This window comes from Aminobacter ciceronei, assembly GCF_014138625.1.
GTDB lineage: Bacteria > Pseudomonadota > Alphaproteobacteria > Rhizobiales > Rhizobiaceae > Aminobacter > Aminobacter ciceronei.
In genome coordinates, this window is the sequence record NZ_JACJHY010000002.1 from 179700 (window position 1) to 196036 (window position 16337).

At 63.0% G+C, this 16337-nt stretch carries 19 protein-coding genes; 11 read left to right on the plus strand and 8 right to left on the minus strand.

The window, feature by feature from the left end; translation table 11 throughout:
- The first annotated feature begins 48 nt into the window (after positions 1–48).
- The 10 genes from HNQ95_RS02965 to HNQ95_RS03010 all read left to right on the plus strand — a co-directional run bounded on the left by HNQ95_RS02965 (position 49) and on the right by HNQ95_RS03010 (position 10062).
- Entirely contained in the window at positions 49–726 is a 678-nt protein-coding gene (locus tag HNQ95_RS02965) for a FadR/GntR family transcriptional regulator (RefSeq protein WP_154383924.1), read from the plus strand.
- Positions 723–2033 carry a CynX/NimT family MFS transporter gene (locus HNQ95_RS02970; protein WP_182573452.1) on the plus strand — a complete coding sequence of 437 codons (1311 nt, stop codon included), beginning with the start codon at positions 723–725 and terminating at the stop codon, positions 2031–2033. The genes HNQ95_RS02965 and HNQ95_RS02970 overlap by 4 nt, the downstream gene beginning before the upstream one ends.
- Positions 2034–2093: 60 nt before the next feature.
- Positions 2094–2786 (plus strand): dienelactone hydrolase family protein, encoded by a 693-nt coding sequence (locus HNQ95_RS02975; protein ID WP_182573451.1) that lies wholly within the window; start codon positions 2094–2096, stop codon positions 2784–2786.
- A 152-nt stretch (positions 2787–2938) separates the two neighbouring features.
- Positions 2939–4117 (plus strand): BaiN/RdsA family NAD(P)/FAD-dependent oxidoreductase, encoded by a 1179-nt coding sequence (locus tag HNQ95_RS02980; RefSeq protein WP_182573450.1) that lies wholly within the window; start codon positions 2939–2941, stop codon positions 4115–4117.
- 115 nt (positions 4118–4232) lie between these two features.
- Positions 4233–5318, plus strand: a complete 1086-nt coding sequence (locus tag HNQ95_RS02985; RefSeq protein ID WP_182573449.1) for a hypothetical protein — start codon at positions 4233–4235, stop codon at positions 5316–5318.
- A 100-nt stretch (positions 5319–5418) separates the two neighbouring features.
- The gene (locus HNQ95_RS02990; RefSeq protein ID WP_067966374.1) at positions 5419–5979 is read left to right on the plus strand and encodes an RNA polymerase sigma factor; all 561 of its coding nucleotides are present in this window, start codon (positions 5419–5421) and stop codon (positions 5977–5979) included.
- A gap of 2 nt (positions 5980–5981) precedes the next feature.
- The gene (locus HNQ95_RS02995) at positions 5982–8024 is read left to right on the plus strand and encodes a vWA domain-containing protein (protein ID WP_067960977.1); all 2043 of its coding nucleotides are present in this window, start codon (positions 5982–5984) and stop codon (positions 8022–8024) included.
- A gap of 143 nt (positions 8025–8167) precedes the next feature.
- A complete protein-coding gene (locus tag HNQ95_RS03000) occupies positions 8168–8635 on the plus strand; it encodes a hypothetical protein (protein WP_312874155.1) in 468 nt (155 codons plus the stop codon).
- Between the two features lie 291 nt (positions 8636–8926).
- Positions 8927–9469 (plus strand): PadR family transcriptional regulator, encoded by a 543-nt coding sequence (locus HNQ95_RS03005; protein WP_246340545.1) that lies wholly within the window; start codon positions 8927–8929, stop codon positions 9467–9469.
- Between the two features lie 188 nt (positions 9470–9657).
- The gene (locus tag HNQ95_RS03010) at positions 9658–10062 is read left to right on the plus strand and encodes a hypothetical protein (protein WP_154383926.1); all 405 of its coding nucleotides are present in this window, start codon (positions 9658–9660) and stop codon (positions 10060–10062) included.
- A 12-nt stretch (positions 10063–10074) separates the two neighbouring features.
- Here the strand turns inward: HNQ95_RS03010 and bmt are convergent, their stop codons facing one another.
- The 3 genes from bmt to HNQ95_RS03025 form a co-directional block, all read right to left on the minus strand.
- Positions 10075–11091 (minus strand): betaine--homocysteine S-methyltransferase, encoded by a 1017-nt coding sequence (gene bmt / locus HNQ95_RS03015; RefSeq protein WP_067966376.1) that lies wholly within the window; start codon positions 11089–11091, stop codon positions 10075–10077.
- A gap of 58 nt (positions 11092–11149) precedes the next feature.
- The gene (locus HNQ95_RS03020) at positions 11150–11770 is read right to left on the minus strand and encodes a DUF1989 domain-containing protein (protein WP_154383928.1); all 621 of its coding nucleotides are present in this window, start codon (positions 11768–11770) and stop codon (positions 11150–11152) included.
- Between the two features lie 65 nt (positions 11771–11835).
- Complete coding sequence (locus HNQ95_RS03025) at positions 11836–12693, minus strand: helix-turn-helix domain-containing protein (protein ID WP_067960997.1); 858 nt, start codon at positions 12691–12693, stop codon at positions 11836–11838.
- Positions 12694–12912: 219 nt separating this feature from the next.
- On the opposite strand from HNQ95_RS03025, the gene HNQ95_RS03030 reads away from it, so the two are divergent.
- Entirely contained in the window at positions 12913–13923 is a 1011-nt protein-coding gene (locus HNQ95_RS03030; RefSeq protein ID WP_067961000.1) for a fatty acid desaturase, read from the plus strand.
- A 138-nt stretch (positions 13924–14061) separates the two neighbouring features.
- On the opposite strand, the gene HNQ95_RS03035 is transcribed toward HNQ95_RS03030, so the two are convergent.
- Genes HNQ95_RS03035 through dnaN form a run of 5 tightly spaced genes read right to left on the minus strand, consistent with a single transcriptional unit; the run spans position 14062 to position 16328 of the window.
- The gene (locus tag HNQ95_RS03035; protein ID WP_182573448.1) at positions 14062–14379 is read right to left on the minus strand and encodes a hypothetical protein; all 318 of its coding nucleotides are present in this window, start codon (positions 14377–14379) and stop codon (positions 14062–14064) included.
- On the minus strand, positions 14376–14633 hold the full coding sequence (locus HNQ95_RS03040) for a pyocin activator PrtN family protein (RefSeq protein WP_182573447.1): 258 nt from the start codon (positions 14631–14633) through the stop codon (positions 14376–14378). The genes HNQ95_RS03035 and HNQ95_RS03040 overlap by 4 nt, the downstream gene beginning before the upstream one ends.
- A complete protein-coding gene (locus HNQ95_RS03045) occupies positions 14630–14845 on the minus strand; it encodes a hypothetical protein (RefSeq protein ID WP_182573446.1) in 216 nt (71 codons plus the stop codon). Before HNQ95_RS03045 ends, HNQ95_RS03040 begins: the two co-directional genes overlap by 4 nt.
- The gene (locus HNQ95_RS03050; RefSeq protein WP_182573445.1) at positions 14842–15225 is read right to left on the minus strand and encodes a hypothetical protein; all 384 of its coding nucleotides are present in this window, start codon (positions 15223–15225) and stop codon (positions 14842–14844) included. Before HNQ95_RS03050 ends, HNQ95_RS03045 begins: the two co-directional genes overlap by 4 nt.
- A gap of 2 nt (positions 15226–15227) precedes the next feature.
- Positions 15228–16328, minus strand: coding sequence for a DNA polymerase III subunit beta (gene dnaN / locus HNQ95_RS03055; RefSeq protein WP_182573444.1), 1101 nt, complete (start codon positions 16326–16328; stop codon positions 15228–15230).
- Positions 16329–16337: the final 9 nt, after the last annotated feature.

Genomic DNA, 16337 nt, shown 5'->3' on the forward strand with positions numbered 1-16337 from the left:
AGCTGACCAGCATATTCAAAGTCATCAGATGACTTGATGAATATACCCATGCAGCCAGCCACACGAACCAATCTCACCGACAGCGCCGCCGACAGCCTGCGGGCCGAAATCGTCAGCGGCCGCTGGGCCGTCGGCGAACGCATCCCCAATGAGGCTGCACTGACCGACCTATTGTCGGTAAGCCGTGGCACGGTGCGGGAGGCCGTGCGTGCCCTGGTCTCGCAAGGCCTGCTCGATACGCGCCAGGGGTCTGGCACTTATGTCCGCTCGGCGGTCGACCCTTCCGCGGCGCTGGACCGTGTCAAGCGCGCCGGCCTGCGCGACCAGTGGGAGACACGCGCCGCATTGGATGCGGAGGCGGCGCGGCTGGCAGCGCAGCGCCACACACCAGCTGATCTGGTGAAAATGCGCCGCTTGCTGGAGGCGCGTGGCACGGTTGCCGACGGCGGGCACGAAGCCTTCATTCGCCGCGACATCGCCTTCCACAAGTCGGTGGTCGAGGCTTCCGGCAACCTGGCGATGATCGAGCTCTACGATTTTTTTACCGGCGCCATTGCCGAGACGATCAAGGCGACGCTGGCGGGCGAGCTGCCCGAGCCCGACGCACCGGCCCATGCGGCCATCGTCGATGCCGTCGCCTCCGGCGATCCGGACAGGGCTGCCGCGGCAGTCCGCGCCTTCATGGCGCCGGTGCTTCTCGAACTCGACAGGTTGCTTGACCAATGAACCAGAGCTTTGTTCCGGCCGGCCGGCCTGCCGAGGCCGTCGCCATCGATGGTCTCGACGACCAGCTTGTCGATGCCGAGATCGACAGCCTGCCGGCACCGCAGGCGCCCGTCCTGCGCAGCGGCATGGCGCGTTTTGTGCTCGGCGCCAGCCTGGTGCTGATCGCCTTCAATCTCAGGCCGATCTTTTCCAGCCTCTCCGTGCTGTTGCCGGAGGTGATGCAGGCAACCGGCCTGTCGCCCGCCGGCGCCAGCCTTTTGACGACGCTGCCGGTGCTCTGCCTCGGCCTGTTCGCGCCGCTGGCGCCAAAGCTGGCGCAGCGCTTCGGCGCCGAGCGCACGCTGCTGTTTGCGCTGGCGCTGCTGGCCCTTGGCACTGTCCTTCGTGGTCTCGGCACCGTGCCGCTGCTGTTCATCGCGAGCTTTATGGCCGGCGCCGCAATCGCCATCGGCAACGTGCTCTTGCCCGGGCTGGTCAAGCGCGACTTCCCCGACAAGGCGGCGATGATGACCGGGCTCTATACGATGGCGCTTTGCGCTGGTGCTGCTTCGGCCTCGGGGCTGACACTGCCCATAGAACATCTGTTGACGGGCTCCTGGTCTGGCGCGCTCGCTGCCTGGGCGGTTCCCGCCTTCATCGTGGTGCTCATCTGGACACCGCAGGCGCTCGGCAGCCGCAGGCAGGCGAGCCAAAGCGGCTTCCGCGTCGTCGGCCTGTGGCGCGACCGGTTGGCCTGGCAGGTCACCTTGTTCATGGGGCTGCAGTCGGCGCTCGCCTATTGCGTCTTCGGCTGGCTGGCGCCGATCCTGCGCGAGCGCGGTTTCGATGCCACGACGGCCGGCGCGATCGTCTCGCTGTCGGTCATGGCGCAGGTTGTGACCTGCCTTGCCGTGCCTTCGATCGCCATCCGCCGCAAGGACCAGCGCGGCGTCAATGTGGCGCTCGTCGTGGCTGCCGTAACGGCATTGCTCGGCATCCTGTTTGCGCCGACCTCGACGACCCTGTTCTGGGCCGTGCTGCAGGGCATCGGCCAGGGTGGGCTGATTGCCGCCGCCATGACGCTGATCGTGCTGCGCTCGCCGGATTCCCATGTCGCGGCCCATCTCTCCGGCATGGCGCAGGGCGTGGGCTACACGCTGGCGGCCATAGGCCCGCTGCTGGTCGGGCTGATCCGCAACTGGACCGGCAGCTTCGCCGCCTCTTCGGTGCTGTTCGTGGCCCTTGGCCTTGGCGTTGCGATCACGGGACTGGGCGCGGGCAGGGCGCTGCATGTCGGCGCGCGCACCGAGCGGACCATTGCCGCCTGAGCTTGTCTGGCGGGCCGAAGTCCCTATGTTCGCGACGGGGCAGACAGAAGGAACCTTGCCATGCCGACCAAGCGCGAGATTGAGATCAGGACGGCGGATGGCGTTTGCAAGGCCGGGCTGTTCGGACCTGCCAAGGCGAAAGCCGGGGTGATCCTCTATATGGATGCCTTCGGTCCGCGCCCGGCGCTGGACGAGATGGCCGAACGGCTGGGCAGCCACGGCTATGCGGTGCTGGTGCCCGACCTGTTCTATCGTGCAGGCGCCTATGGTCCGTTCGAAGCCAAGACGGCCTTCGTCGAGGAGAAGACGCGGACCGAGTTGCGTGCCCTGATCGGCGGCACGACGCAGGAGATGACCGCACGCGACACGGCCTCCTTCATCGACGCGTTGGCAAAGGCCGGCGCAACAGGCCCGATTGGCACTGTCGGCTATTGCATGGGCGGCTCGCGTGCGCTCAACGCTGCCGCCGCCCATCCGGGCCGCATCGTGGCCGCGGCAAGCTTCCATGGCGGCAATCTGGCCAGCGATGCGACCGATAGCCCACACCGCAGCGCCGCAAAGATCAAGGCGCGTGTCTATGTCGGCTCTGCCGGTGTCGACGGCAGCTTCCCGCCGGAACAGTCGGCAATCCTGGCCGAGAGCCTGCGCACTGCCGGCGTTGACCACATTCTCGAAAACTATGTCGGCATGGGCCATGGCTGGTGCGTATCCGACCACGGCGTCTACGATGCCGCCGGTGCCGAACGCCACTAGAAGCGGCTGACGGCGTTGTTTGAGGAAACGCTGGCATAACTTCCAACTTTGCCATCCCGACAGCTTCGGCTATCAGGCACCGAACAGCTTGATCCGACAACCAGGGTTCGCGCGCCGGCAAGGCGGCGACGGACCAGCGGGAACACTCCGGAATGCAGTCCTTTGATGTCGTGGTGATCGGCGCCGGCGCGGCCGGCATGATGTGCGCCGTGGAAGCCGGCAAGCGCGGCCGCTCGGTGCTGGTCGTCGATCACGCTTCGGCGCCCGGCGAAAAGATACGGATTTCCGGCGGCGGGCGCTGCAACTTCACCAACATCCACGCCAGCCCGAAGAATTTTCTGTCGAAGAACCCGCATTTCTGCATCTCGGCGCTGAGCCGCTACACCCAGCGCAATTTCATCGGCCTCGTCGAGCGCTACGGCATCGCCTATCACGAGAAGACGCTCGGCCAACTGTTCTGCGACGGCTCGGCGCGCCAGATCATAGAGATGATGGTCGAGGAAATGCGGGAAAACGGCGCCGAGCTGAGGCTGTCGACCGCGGTGGAGGACATCAGCAGGACGGCCGACGGGTTCGAGCTGTTTGTCTCCGGCAGTCGGGTCGCGTGCAAGTCGCTGGTGGTCGCCTGCGGCGGCAAGTCCATCCCCAAGATGGGGGCGACCGGTTTCGGCTACGAGATTGCTGCGCAGTTCGGGCTGCCCGTGGTCGAGACGCGGCCAGCGCTGGTGCCGCTGACCTTCGACGCCAACACCTTGCAGAAATTGACCCCGCTCGCCGGCATCGCTGTCGATGCCGATGTTGCCTGCGGCAAGACCAGCTTCTCCGAAGCCATGTTGTTCACCCACCGCGGCATCAGCGGGCCGTCGATCCTGCAGATCTCGTCCTACTGGCGCGAGGGCGACGAAATCGCGATCTCGATGCTGCCGGGCAGCGACGTCGCGGCGATCCTGCGCGAGGCCAAGCGCGCCAACGGGCGCCAGGCGGTGCAGACCGTTCTCGCCGCCCACCTGCCCAAGAAGCTGGCCCAGGCGATTGCCGAACGGCTCGGCTTCAACGGCAATCTCGCCGATCTGAACGATACGCATCTGAAAGCCGTCGATGCTGCTGTCAATCAGTGGCGTATCAAGCCTGCCGGGTCCGAGGGTTATCGTACGGCGGAAGTGACGCTTGGCGGCGTCGACACCAGGTCGCTCGACCAGAAGACGATGCAGGTGAAATCGGTGCCGGGCCTTTTCTTCATCGGCGAGGTCGTCGACGTCACCGGCTGGCTCGGCGGCTACAATTTCCAGTGGGCATGGTCGTCGGGCTGGGCGGCCGGGCAGGCAGCCTGATCTTGCTCATCCCTGTTTTCGTTGTGCATCCAACGCACCCGCATCGCAACATCCTGCGGATACACAGGTTTCCGATACCGACTGCCACCTGAATCAATCACAAGGTGTGGCGCGGATGTTCTCGATAATCAAGGCGTTTGCCGTTTCGCTGGCGCTCGGCGGCGCGCTGGCGATGCCTGTTTTGGCCGACCAGCAACAATGCTCGTGCAAGAACCTGCAAAGCGTCCAGGAAGAACTCAGAAACGCCGACTACGCAGCAAAGTTCTTCGCCGACATGGCAGCACAGCTCAAGGCAGTCGAGGACCCGCTGATCGAGGCGCACAAAATCCCGACGCATCCGGATTCCGACGTCAGCATCTATCACCGCTCGTCGCTGAAACGGACCGAAATCATGGGGAGGTTCAGCTTACCCCACCGTCCCGCCCATGGTTACACCGGGCCAGCGACGGTCGACATGAAATATGGCAGCTGCGAGCAGCAACCCGCTGCGCTCGAAGCCTTGAAAGCAGGCTCGCAATGCAAGGAACTCGCGGATTTCGCGCTCGAGCACGAAGCTGTTCACCGGGCGAAATGCACAAGAGACACCGCCACCGTCTACTGGGACAGACTGCCGAGCCACTTCGCAGCTGAGGAAGCGGAGCGCTATCGCGAACAGGCCAAGGCGACACGAGCATTGCTCAAGCGCATCGTCGACCAAGGGACGGTTACCATCGAGGCAAAGCTCGAGCCGCGCATCAAGGGGCCGCAATTCGACGTGACCTACTCCTATGTCACCCAGTCGGTGGAGATGGAGGGCAACAGTTCGCCGGGATCCGACACATGGATGCTGAAGGGGAAAACGCGGCGGGCAGGCAAGATCAAGAGCGTCAGGATTGCCGGCATGTCATGCACTTCGAGCGGACAGATCAACGACGACATCGACATGGCGCTGGAGCTCGACGGGTTGACCATGGCTCTCGACAACAAGTCGAAAGGCCGGCCGGGCGACGTGAAGATCCGCTGCAAGGGCGGCCATGGCATGTCGATGCGGCCGCAAGGAGAAGTCGACGGCGGCAATGTCTTCGCCAATGAGAGCTTCACCGTCGACACCGAGGTGTCCCACGATGTCAGCACCTTGCCATTTGCCAAATATGTCACCGGCGGCATGTCCGTCAGCGGCAAGAACACGGTAAGCGTCAAGCTGGTCTGCCCCGGCTCGTGACGGAGGTGGCGCGCCGCCCGGCATGCCTTGGGGAGGTGAGGAAATTTTTCTTCGCAGCACCCCAAGGATTGCCTCAAAGCTTTCGTCCAACGGACAAATGATGGCGATGATGCTGGACGAAAGCGAAGCCTCCGACGGCGATCTGGTCGGACGAGCGTGCGATGGCGACAGGACAGCTTTCGGCGAACTCGTCGAAAGGCATTACGGATTCGTCCACCGTGTCGCTTGGCGCTGGTGCGGCAACAGATCGGATGCTGAAGACATTGCCCAAGAGGTCTGTGCGCGGCTGGGCCAGGCCATTCGCGACTATCGCGGCGGTGCCGCCTTCACGACATGGCTCTATGCGATGACGCTGAATGCCGCGCGCGACATGCAGCGCAAATCGGCGCGCGAGACGGCGAAGACCACCGCCTATGGCGTCCATGCGCTTGTCGCGGGAGATGGCGGGCCGGAAGCGGAAGATCCGACCGAGCGGATGTGGGCGGCGGTCAGGCAACTGCCGGACAAGCAGCGCGACGCAATCCTTCTCGTCTATGGCGAGGGCTTGAGCCATGCGGCAGCGGCGGATGCCATGGCGATCGCCGAGGCCACCGTGTCCTGGCATATCCATGAAGCGAAGAAACGGCTGAAGCTGCTCATGCGCTCGGCCGGGGAAGAGTGACCATGGTCGACGATAACGAACTCGACATGCTGCGCAACATTCCGACGCCCGCTCCAGGCAGCGAGGCCAAGGCGCGCGCGCTTGCGGCGGCGATGGCGGCCTACGACCTCGAAAAAAATTCCGCGGCCACCCAAGGAACCGCCAATGCCGGTCGTCTCACCGAACGAGCACGAAAGCTCTGGAGAGACATCATGCAAAAGAAGCTGATTGCAGCGCCGGCCTTTGCCGGTCTCGTTGCCCTGCCGATCGCCGGCTATGCCACATTCTATCTGATGGAGGGCTCGCCGTTCAATTTCGGCGCCGAGCAGGAGATCGCCGATGTGCCTTCCGGGCGCCTGAAGGAGCCGCTTGCCGCCGCGTTGAAGAAGACCGATTCAGGCGCGGCGCAGACCGCGCCGGCCAAACCGATGGCTGCCGCCTCGCAGGCGGCCAAGGCGGAGGCAACAGCGGCAGCCGAAGAAGCTGATGTCATGAACGAGGCGGCGCCGGCCGTGCCGGCGCCGGCGCCGCTGGCCGACGCGGCAGCGCAGATGAGCCGCATGTCCGCGCCGACGCTGACAACCGAGCTGCAGGGCGTGATCGCGCCCTCCGACATGCCGATGGCCCCGCCGGAAAACCGCGATCGCGTCGAGGATTTCAAGACCAATCCGGTGCGTTCGGCGCTTGAGGATCCGGTCTCGACCTTCTCCATCGATGTCGACACAGCCTCTTATTCCTTCGCTCGCCGTTTGCTGAAGGAAGGGGTTCTGCCTCAGCCCGACACGGTACGGGTCGAGGAAATGATCAACTACTTCCCCTATGACTGGAAGGGGCCGGAGGCGATCGCCACGCCGTTCAACACCACCGTCAGCGTCATGCCGACGCCGTGGAACGAGCACAGCAAGCTGATGCACGTCGCGATCAAGGGCTATGACGTCAAGCCGACCGAGCAGCCGAAGGCCAATCTGGTGTTCCTGATCGACGTGTCGGGCTCGATGGACGAGCCGGACAAGCTGCCGTTGCTGCGCTCGGCCTTCCGCCTCCTGGTCAACAAGCTCAATGCCGACGACACGGTTTCGATCGTCACCTATGCCGGCAACGCGGGTACCGTGCTCGAACCGACCAAGGCGTCGGACCGGGAAAAGATACTGTCGGCCATCGACACGCTGGCCCCTGGCGGCTCGACTGCCGGCGAAGCGGGCATTCGCGAAGCCTATCGGCTGGCGCAAAAATCCTTCGTCAAGGACGGCATCAATCGTGTGATGCTGGCGACCGACGGCGACTTCAATGTCGGCCAGACCGATGACGACGAGCTCAAGCGGCTGATCGAGGACAAGCGCAAGTCGGGCGTGTTCCTGTCGGTGTTCGGCTTCGGCCGCGGCAATCTCAACGACCAGATGATGCAGACCATCGCCCAGAACGGCAACGGCACGGCGGCCTATATCGACACGCTGGCCGAAGCCGAGAAGGTGCTGGTGCAGGATGCCTCCTCGACGCTGTTCCCGATTGCCAAGGACGTCAAGATACAGGTCGAGTTCAATCCGGCTGCCGTCGCCGAATATCGGCTCATCGGCTACGAGACCCGTGCGCTCAATCGCGAGGACTTCAACAACGATCGCGTCGATGCCGGCGAGATCGGCTCCGGCCATTCGGTGACGGCGATCTACGAGATCACGCCCAAGGGCAGCCCGTCGCTGGCGATGGACCCGTTGCGCTACGGCCAGGCTTCGACAGGCAATGGCGGCGTCGCCGATGCCGACGAGTATGCTTTCGTGAAGATCCGCTACAAGGCGCCTGATGGCGACGTGAGCAAGCTGATCACCACGCCGGTGACGAAGACGAACGAAGTCGCGAGCTTCGACGGCGCCGGCACCGATCAGCGGTTCTCGGTGGCGGTTGCGGCCTTCGGCCAGAAACTGCGCGACGAGGACGCGACAGCCAGGTTCGGCTTTGACCGGATCGCCGAGATCGCCTCGGCGGCGCGCGGTGCCGATCCCTATGGCTATCGCGCCGAATTCCTGTCGCTGGTGCGGCTGGCATCGTCGCTCCAGGGCAACAAGCAGTAAGGCAACAGGCAAGGGCAGGTGGGCCGGCCGGCGGAAAGGGGGCTTTCCGCCGGCCATTCTTTTGTGATCTCCGGCGGCGGAAAGGGGGCTTTCCGCCGGCCGTTCTTTTGTGATCTCTAGGCGTCCACCCGAAAATCGCTGGGGTGGTGTTTCGGAGACTGGTGATGGCCGACCGGCAACTGGACGAATGGGATATTGCGCATGGCGGGCTGCGCTCACTGTCGTCGCGCGAGATCAAGGTTTTCTGGGACGGTTATCTCGCCCGCCGCAACGATCCCAGGATACGCCATGGCAGCCTCTATTCGCGCTGGCGGCATATCGCCGACGATCTGGTGGTTTCGCTCTATTTGACCAATCGCAGCGTCGGGCTGTTCGTCAGGGGCCAACGCGGCGAGGGTTATGCCACAACCGCGAACCGGCTGATTGCCTTCGAGCCCGCATTGGGCAAGGCGCTTGGCGTCAGCCTGCGCGGCGAGTACGCGCTGTGCTACCTGTCCAACCATCCGGTCGCGATGACAGATCCGGCCAACTGGCCGCGGGCTTACGCGTGGCTGGAACGGCAGGAAAAGCACTTCAGTCATGTTCTGAGCGACATGGTTGTCGGCGCCTAGGTGCCGGACGGAGCGAAATTCCGTTACAACGGCGTGGCCCTGCGAGGACATCTCGATCCGGGCGTAAGCGGTTGAAAACAAGCTGAAATCGACTTTCATCGGACTGGGAGGGCGCTCCCTTCCGGGATGTTTCCGCACGCGTTCGCAGAGCGGCGCGAAAAATTCCCTACGTTCTATCTTGCAAAAGATATATCTTTGAATAGATATAGCGACATGAAACAAACATCCTGGAGAGGTACTCACATGTTCAACCACCCGAATTTCAACGATCGTTGCCGTGGAGAATGGTCCATGTCGGGCCAGAATGAAGGCGGCAGGGGCGGCGGCCGGCATGGCCGCGGCGGTCCCTTCGGCCGTCATCGTGGCGGTCCCTTCGGCGGCCGCGGCCCGCGCATGTTCGATCCCGGCGCTCTGCGCCTGGTCGTGCTCGGCCTGATTGCCGAAGAGCCGCGCCACGGCTACGACATCATCAAGGCGCTGGAGGCCAAGTTCCAGGGCGCCTACAGCCCGAGCCCGGGCGCGATCTATCCGATGCTGCAGATGCTGGAGGAGGCGGACCTCGTCGTCTCCGTCGCCAATGGCAACAAGAAGCTCTACTCGATCACCGAGGCGGGCCAGGCATATCTCGATGAAAACGCCGCCGAGCTCGCCAAGATCAATGGCCAGATCGAGGAAAACTCGACGCAGGTCAGCGGTGTCGCCCTCGGCGACGAAGTCAAGGCGCTGAACTTCGCTGTGTTCAGCCGACTGCGCAGCGGTTCGCTGACCGCCGTACAGGCTGAGAAGGCGCGCGAGATCCTGAAGAAGGCCCGTCGCGACCTCGAAGACCTTTGATTCCCCGAGGTCTTGTAACGTCTGAAGCTCCCGCCGCAAGGCGGGAGCTTTTTCTGTGTGAAACCTAGGAAAAGGCCAGATTTGCGGGCCGTTTCCGACAATTTGAATCAAAAGCCAATTCGCCCCGGAACCCGATCGCAACGATCCCCGGCTAATACAGCTGCGGGTGTACAAGGGGTGGTTTGAGAATGCTGGTTGGACGTGTGATGGCGGGTGCGGTATCAATTGCTCGCACCGCCGATGCCTTGGCGATGCCAACCCGGCCGGAGGCTGCCAACCGCAATAGCGACGCCGTGGCAGATGCTGCCGCACAGGCGCCGGCGCCTGCCACCAGCAGCCACATCTATGTGCCCGCCAAGCCTGTCCAGCAGGCGGTGCCGGTCTCAACCCCGAGTTCCTCGCGTTCCCGCGTGAGCGATGTCGATGACGCCCATCGCACGGCATGGTCGGCGCTCAACAATGAGCGCTTCCGGCTGGCGATGGAGAAACTGGGCGATGTGCGCACATCGGACGCCGTGATGATGATGCGCCCGGTCGAAGGCGCGGGCACCGACATCAAGTCGGCACTCGCGCGATACGAAGAAAACAGCTGATCAGAAGAAGCCTCAGCTGCGGCGACGGCGTTCGCGGCGGCCTTCGCTGGTTTCCGTGGTGTTCGGCGCCGCCAGCTTGTTGCGCATCGGGCCGATGCGCTCGACGATTGCCTCGACGGTCGGACGAACGTCCTTCTTGTGGGCGTCGAGCGCCTTGCGCATGGCGGCCAGATGCTCGAACGAGGTGCCGCAGCAGCCGCCGATGATCCTGGCGCCGCCATCGACAGCGAGGCGGACATAGTCCGACATCAGTTCCGGCGTGCCCGAATAGTGAATCTCGGTGCCGCGGAATTCCGGGATGCCGCAATTGCCCTTGATGATGATCGTTGCATCCGGTTTGGCGTCGCTCATGTCGAGCAGCGAAGCCAGGATATCGGACGCACCGACACCGCAATTGGCGCCAACGCCAAGCGGCGTCTGGGCAAGGCCGTCAACGACACCGTGGATGTCCTTGGGCAGCAGGCCCATCATGGTGCGGCCGGCGGTGTCGAACGAGCCGGTGTAGGTGTAGGGCAGGCCGACGCGAATGGCAGCTTCCGCCGCCGCACGGATTTCGTCCGGCGCGGACATCGTTTCAATCCATGCGACTTCGGCGCCGCCGGCCTTGAGGCCTTCGATCTGTTCGGCGAATGCATCGACCGCCTCGTCATAGGTCATGGCACCAAGCGGAACCAGAAGCTCGCCCGTCGGGCCGACGGAGCCGGCGACGATAACTTTGCGGCCGGCCTTGTCGGCAACGCCACGGGCGATTTCGGCAGCGCGCTTGTTGAGCTCGTGCACGCGATCCTGGGCGTGATGCAGCTTGAGCCGGTGACGGGTGCCGCCAAACGAATTGGTAAGGATGATGTCGGCGCCGGCCTCGACGAATTTCCGGTGCAGCGTCGAAATCTTCTCGGGCGCGCTTTCATTCCACAGCTCGGGTGCTTCGCCGGCCTCGAGGCCCATGGCAAACAGGTTTGTGCCGGTTGCGCCATCGGCGAGCAGCACGCCCTTTTCGGCCAGCAGGGCATCGATCGGATTGGTCGTCATCGCAGCGACTTTCATATCAGGAGATTAGATAAGGATATAAAGAAGTCTTTATGTCCAGTCAACGCGTTTGCTTGGCCGACCATGCTGCCGGCGTCACCTCGACCGCGATCTCGGTGCAGACGCCGCCATTGGTCGGATAATGATCGACCGAGCAGGCGGTGACGACGAGCAGCAGGTCGCATTCGGCGCGCAAAGCGACGTAGCCGCCGGGCGGATTGATCGAGGCGAAGACGTCGATGCTGCCATCGGGCTGCGGCAGCGAGTTCTGGAACAGGTCGACCGGGTCTGGCGTGAAGGGCAAGGCGAGCCCTTCCGAGGCAAGGGCCTTGTGCAGATTGTCCTGGCAACTGGGATGCTCGTCGAAGCCGGCGCGGACATAAAGCGCGTGGTTGCAGGCGGGGTAGAGCATGTCGTGCGGGCCGGGCGAGGCGTCTTCGACCAAGGTCAGCAATTTGTTTCCCGTCGTGCCGTAGAAATGTTCGCCTGTCTTGGGAAACAGCCGCTCGCCGATATCGCGGGTGTTGGAAGTGCTCAGCCAGTCCTTCATATCAGGCGTGAACGCCCAGAGGTCGGCGACCTGCTGGCCCTTGATGTCGATGATGCGGACCAGGTCACCGCTGGAGACGCGGATGGAACGGCCCGACTGGGCAGGTATGACGACACGCTTCTGATCTGGCATGGGTTTCCTCGGGGATCGCGGCGCACGCTGCCGTATCGCGGCGGCAAATTCAACCAGAGCGCCAGTCAGCCCCAACTGGCCGGGAACGAAGCCACAGCCAGCCGTCGCGCGAAGGCCGCGGTCTCGTGGGCGTTGATGTCGGCGGCGCGGATCAGATTGTCGAAATGGCGGGTCAGCGTCCTGATCGGGTCGGTGGCATAGAGCACAAGGTACATGTCGCCGACATAGATCGCCGCGCGGGAATGGCCGAAGATCGTGTAGGGCACGGAATAGCGCATGCGGCCGTCATACAGGAACAGCCGGAATGTCGGGTAGAGATCGTCGAGCAAGTCAGCCATGTGGCGCAGCTGCTGCTTGCGGTCCTTGTCTGGAAAACCCGACCAGACGCCCAGGCCGCGCGCGAAAATCTCGAGCGTGTGACGCGGCATGCAGACTTCCATGTCGGTCTCGGGCCGGCGGTTGTAGTCGATGCGATACTGCGTCTCGCCGGCCTGGCTCTCGCGGCTCTTGTTGGAGATGCCGGCCTCGTAGTCGATGAGTGCTTCGGTGCGCAGCAGGTCAGGAATGCCCGCGGGCACATAGCGGATCTTGGTGCCGGCGGCCTCGGCATGCCATTTCGCGATCAGCGTGCGTTCGAAACCGCCCGATGCCTCCTCGATCTCGAGGCTTTCGCGGATTTCGCCTGTAACCCCTTCGTCCTGGCTGAGGCCAAGCAGCCAGTCGAGCGAAACCTTGTGAGCGGATGCGATTGTCAGCAGGGTTTCGGCGCGAGGGAGCCTTATCGTTGCCCCCGAAAGCAACTGCGACAGCGCCGAGCGGTCGATGCCGACCGATGTGGCAAAGGCCGACTGATTGAGGCCGGAGCGTTGGACCAACGCCTTGAGACGCTCGCGGAAAACTTCGGATAGATCGCGTTTGTCCATGGCCTGCCCAAAGGTGGAATGGTTTTGCGGAACGCAGGCAAGGCGCCCGCGGGAAATAGATTCATCTTCCAGCTTGTTTACTAAGTGTAACACTTGCGGCTTAAGCAGCGCAATGTAAACAATCTGTGCGCATTGTCTCGTTGCAGAAACGCAAGGCTACTGACAGCATTATGTCAGGAATCATCGAGTTCCAGGCATCCAAGGACAGCAGGCAGCAGCATGGCTAACAGGGGAAACAAACGCGGCACGACCACCAGGGTCGAATGGCCGACGGTGTTTCTGATCGCCGCCTGCTACGGTGCCTGGCTTTTGGTGGGACTGCTGGTGTGGCCCAGCTATCCGGTTGCTGCGCTGGTGCTGATGGTGCTGACGGTGGCGTTGCAATCGTCGCTGGTGCATGAGGTGCTGCACGGCCACCCAACCCGCAACGCGCGCATCAACGAAGCGCTGGTTTCTCTGCCCATCGGTCTGCTTTGGCCCTACCGTCGTTTCAAAACCATTCACCTGCGCCACCACGCCGACGAGAAGCTGACCGACCCGTTCGACGATCCCGAGAGCTACTACCGCTCACTTTGGCAGCATGACGACCTGCCTGAGGCGATGAAGCTGGTGCTCAGGATCAACAACACCATGGCCGGTCGTTTCGTGCTCGGGCCGTTGCTGTCCTGCATCGGCTTTGTCATCGACGACGCCAAGGCGATCGCCGGCGGCGACAAGGCAGTCCGCACTGCCTGGCTGCTGCACGCGGCGGGGCTGGTCATCGTCCTGCCGGTCATCCAGTTCGGCTTCGGCCTGCCGCTCTGGCTCTATGTTCTGGTGCCGGTCTGGCTCGGCCATTCGTTGATCTCGATCCGCACCTTTGCCGAGCATCAATGGTCGGAGCATCCGGAAGGGCGCACCGTCATCGTCGAACGCTCGCCGCTTTCGATCCTGTTCCTCAACAACAACCTGCATTTCGTGCACCACAAGAGCCCGACCGTCGCCTGGTACAAGCTGCCGGAACTGTTCCGCGCGCGCCGCGAAGAGTGGCTCCGGATGAACAAGGGCTATGCCTATCCGAACTATCTCGCGCTGGTCAAAGCCTATGCCTTCCGCGCCAAGGAACCGGTGTGCCACCCGGCGCTGCGCCGCGCGCCCGAGCCGGGCAGGGCGTTCGTGCCGCGCGTCAGGGCGCGCAACGTCAATGGGCTGGGCACAGCACCTGTGCCTGCTGAGCCGCCGAAGGAATGATCCTTTCAGACCTTGCCAATTCCCGCGCTCTAGCCTGAAATGTTGCAATGAGCGACTTCATCGCCGCACTGCCCATGTATGATGGGACGGAAGTGCATGAAGCGCATGGTGTTGCGGGCGTCTTGTAACACTGGTGTACTACTCGGATTTAAGGAGGTCGGCGCTCGGGATCGTCATTGTTATCGGCCGCAGCATGATCTCAAGCCGCAGCCGTTCCATCGCCACGATCTCCTGAGCCGTCCAACCATCCTCGCCGCGAGGCGGTAAGCCAAGCTCCATGCGGTTAAAGTCGCTCAGAACTTCGATGCCGGCATCAGCCAAGAGTTCTCTGAGTAAGCCGCAAAACTCCCGCTTGTCATCGACGAGATGCCCGACTTTATCCATAATCGCTGCCACGAGCACGTCAGCTCGCCGCCTGCGGAAATTGATGCGGTCCATTGCTTCAGTGGCTTTCATCCGTGTATCTTCCTGATTTCCTCGACGGCCTCAGCGTGGCGATCGTCGATCCATTTTGCAAGGTCGCTGAGCATAATGCCCCGCGCGGCCTTCTGCCCCTCGTCGATCCTGATTACGGGAAGTTTGATCTCGCCGGCCAGCGACTTGCGCATGAACGTCGTCGGCGTCAGGTGCTGGAAGTAGTCCTTGCAGACGGTTTCGAGCGGGATAACGGCTCGCTCGTACTGGGCCATGAGGATGAAGGCGGTGTTCATTTCTGGCCTCGGATGCTCTGCGCGATGTGCTCTGCGGTAGAGGCGCGCTCGCCGCGCTCACGCTCGGCGATGCCGTCAGCGACCATTGCGCAACGCTCGCGCTCGGCAAAGATGGCGCGGGCGATCGCTCCGGTGTCGGCCAGACTTCCGCGCCCGAGTGCATCATAAACCGCGTCGGCTTTGGCGGCGATATCCTTGGGGATCGTGCTCAAATCTCCCTCCTGTACGTGAACCCATTGATCACCAGCACGTCGGGCACTGGCGGCGGAATGTCGACGGCATCAATGCCGATTTCCTTCATGCACGCGGCGAGGTGCGGCGCTTGGGATGCAGTAGCCAGATCGAGGCTGTATTCCGTCCAAGGCCGCTCGGCGCCTACTGCGCCGCCGCGCTCGCTGATCTCCAGCACGCCGCCGAACTCGCGGACCACGATGACGCGTGTTAGAACGTCGTCGCCGCCGATGTTGCCGCGCCAGAAGCGGATAGCCGACTTGCGCGCCTGGGTGGCGGTGTCCGAGCGTTCCTTGCGCGGCGGCTTGAACGTCAGCTTGCCGGCGCGCTTGAACAGGGCGACTGATGCGAAAGGGGTCAATTCTAAACCCTCATCGGCATGATGACGCGTGTCATGGTCTTATCCATGTCGGCGACCATGAACGGCGCGCTGGCATCTTGCATAAGCAGTTCGGTGGGGCCGGCTACCGTCGCTAGCACCTCGCGCAGATATTTCGCATTGAAGCCGAAGCTCGTCGCCCCCTCGGGCCACGTTGCTGAAGTCTGGATCTCGGCCGTTCCACAGTCTGGCGACCTTCTGGCAACTGCGAGTTTGCCGTCTTTCGGTTTGATCTCGACCGCCCTATTCGCCTCGCCGAAGACCTGGGCGCGTTGGACAGCGAGATCGATCTCTGCCGGCGTGATCTCGAACTTGTATTGCAGTGCCTCGGACTTCGGGACAACGCGGGTCCAGTCGGGGAAAGTGCCGTCGATCAGCTTGGTCCGGAGGCGGCGGCCGGGCGAAACGATGTCTATAGCCAGGGGCTTCGATGTTGAGAAAATCTCAACATCTCTGCCGCGGAAATGAGACACGACGTGCGTGACGGCCTTCCGGGGGATGATCATGTTGATGCCAGGGACGGCATCTTGATCGTACCGGCAAACTGATAGGCGATGCCCGTCTGTGGCAACAAATACGTGCCCGTCCTCGCGGCTCTGCCAACACACGCCGTTAAGGTAGTAGCGCGTTTCTTCTGTCGAGATGCACCACGCGACCTTACTCAGGAGATCAGAGATCGAGCCGTTTCCGAACCTGTCGAGCACGGTGTCGGCCGTCGCCTCGATCAGTGGGAAATCCGAAACGGGCATCGTGGGAATTTCATACGACGCGTCGCCATCTCCAACGGAGAGCTTTGCTTTGTCGCCCTCAACAGATATCCGAACCGGGGAGGCGCCGCTTAACCTGGCGATGTTCGAAAGGGTGTCGGCCGAAAGGCAAGCCTTCCAAGCGCCGTCGCCGTCGATAACGTCGATGTCGACGCGCATCTCCATATCGAGATCGGTGCCTGTGATGATCAGAGCGTTTCCGTTGAACTCCAAAAGAAGAGTTCCCAGGATCGGGATGGTATTCCGGCGTTCCACGATGGGCGTGATGCATTTCAACGCATCCCGAAGCGAGCGGCCTTCTACAGTTACGAAATCCATGGTGTGATC